Origin of the sequence: Intestinibacter sp. (genome assembly GCF_051866655.1) — a bacterium.
In the GTDB taxonomy this organism is placed as follows: Bacteria; Bacillota; Clostridia; order Peptostreptococcales; family Peptostreptococcaceae; genus Intestinibacter.
On sequence record NZ_JBJDXL010000012.1, the window covers coordinates 1 to 1,946 of the forward strand.

At 29.9% G+C, this 1,946-nt stretch carries 1 protein-coding gene; it reads right to left on the reverse strand.

Translation table 11 applies throughout. The features are described from left to right. Nucleotides 1-532: 532 nt before the first annotated feature. A partial coding sequence (locus ACI3VO_RS00315; RefSeq protein WP_439755994.1) for a leucine-rich repeat protein occupies nucleotides 533-1,946 on the reverse strand: 1,414 nt, incomplete at its 5' end.

Genomic DNA, 1,946 nt, shown 5'->3' on the forward strand with positions numbered 1-1,946 from the left:
GTTTTTTAAATTAGTTGAGCTAACTTTTCTTCTTCGTATTTTATTTACATTATTCTCAGCCATTTTTTCCTCCTTCTCGATATATAAATTATACAATGAAATAAGAATAAATAAAAATACAAATTTGTAAGATAGGTAATCTTAAGTGTTTTGTAATATTTTTTTAATAAAATATAAAATTTATACTCCCTAGTTTTATATTTTTTATAATTTAATTTTATATTACATTATTTACCATCAATAAATTCAATTATTTTTGTTGCGAAATTTGTCGATATTTGTTATTATAAATATACAGTTATTCCCCGATAACTGAAATTACTCCCCAAAATAAAATAAGAAAATCAATACGTCTAAAAACTTTTAGAGTAGATTTTCTTATGGCATATAGCAAAATTGATATTTTTTAGTTGGATATAGTTTTCTATATGTTATGAAATATATTCCCTAATACCCCTTTTTATAATATATTTTAATTAGAGAACCCTAGAGAGCGGATTTGCTAGGGTTCTTATTTTTTTATCAAACTTTTCTATTTCCCAAATAATTTATTCACACTAGTAAAACCATTCTTATAAGGAGAATAAACTGTATAAGTATTCCCAACCTTATCTTTATAAATCACATAAGAAGCTGCTGTAAGCGCCGCATCAAATTGAGCTCTTTTTATATTAACTATTGTCCCTAAATAAGTTACATAATTTTCCTTTTCATTAACCTCATAATTTACCTTGCCTATAGATCTAGCCACCTTTGGAGTATCTAATGTCAAAGCTTCTCCATCTGCTAATAAATTATATGGAAGTATCAATGTACCTTTTTCTACTATTTCATCTCCATCATTGTAGATTTTAGTACCAAATCTTATACCGCTCATATCGTTTACTACGGCTTTAACCTGTGCTCCTAACATACTTACATGGGCGTATTTTGCTGTATATGTTACATTTTTATTATAAGCTTGATTATTTTTGTATTCTGTAGTTATATTATCTACATCTTTAAACCAGCCGACAAATACATACCCGTCTTTAGTTGGATTTTCAGGAGTGTAATCTAGTGATGAATATTTTTCGATTTCTTTGATTATAGGTTCTTTTCCATTATTTAGATCAAATGTAATACGAACATTTTCTTTTAATTCAACAAAAGGTATTTCCATATCGCTTGCATAAGTTTTTGCATAGCTTTCTGGATAGCCGTATATAGTTAGATTGTCGCATCCAAAAAATGCGTCTTCATCTATGCTAGTCACTCCTTTTGGAATAATTATCTTTGTCAAGCTACTACAGTCCTCAAAAGCATAACTTTCTATAGTTGTAACACTTTCTGAAATAGTCACATTTTCTAAAGAGGTGCAGCTATAAAAAACACTATCTCCTATAATTGTCAAGCCCTCAGAAATATTTATATTTGTCAAGCTAGCACATTCCTTAAATGCTGAATTACCTATGCTAGTTACAGTATCTGGCATAGCTACAGTTGTCAGACCTTCGCAAGCTTGAAATGCACTTATGCCTATAGTCGTTACACCATCTGGTATATTTACACTTACGAGATTATTACATTTACAAAAGGCTTTCTTTGCTATATTTTTAACTCCACTTGGAATCGTATAAGCAGTATCTAATTTTCCAGCTGGAAAAACAATTAAATTACTTAGATCCTTTGAGAAAAGAACACCGTCAATGCTTTTAAAAGCAGTATTTTCATCATCTACATATATAGCTTGTAGCTTGCTGCATCCATAAAAGCTGTCTTCTCCTATACTCTCTACATCCTTTGGAATAGTTATACTCTCAAGACTGCTACAGCTGTGAAAAGCGTATTTTCCTATACTAGTCACACTGTCTGGTATACTTATACTTTTAAGTGCTTCACAGTATAAAAATGCAGAGCTTCCTATGCTAGTCACATTTTCTGGTATAGTCACACTTGTAAAGCTA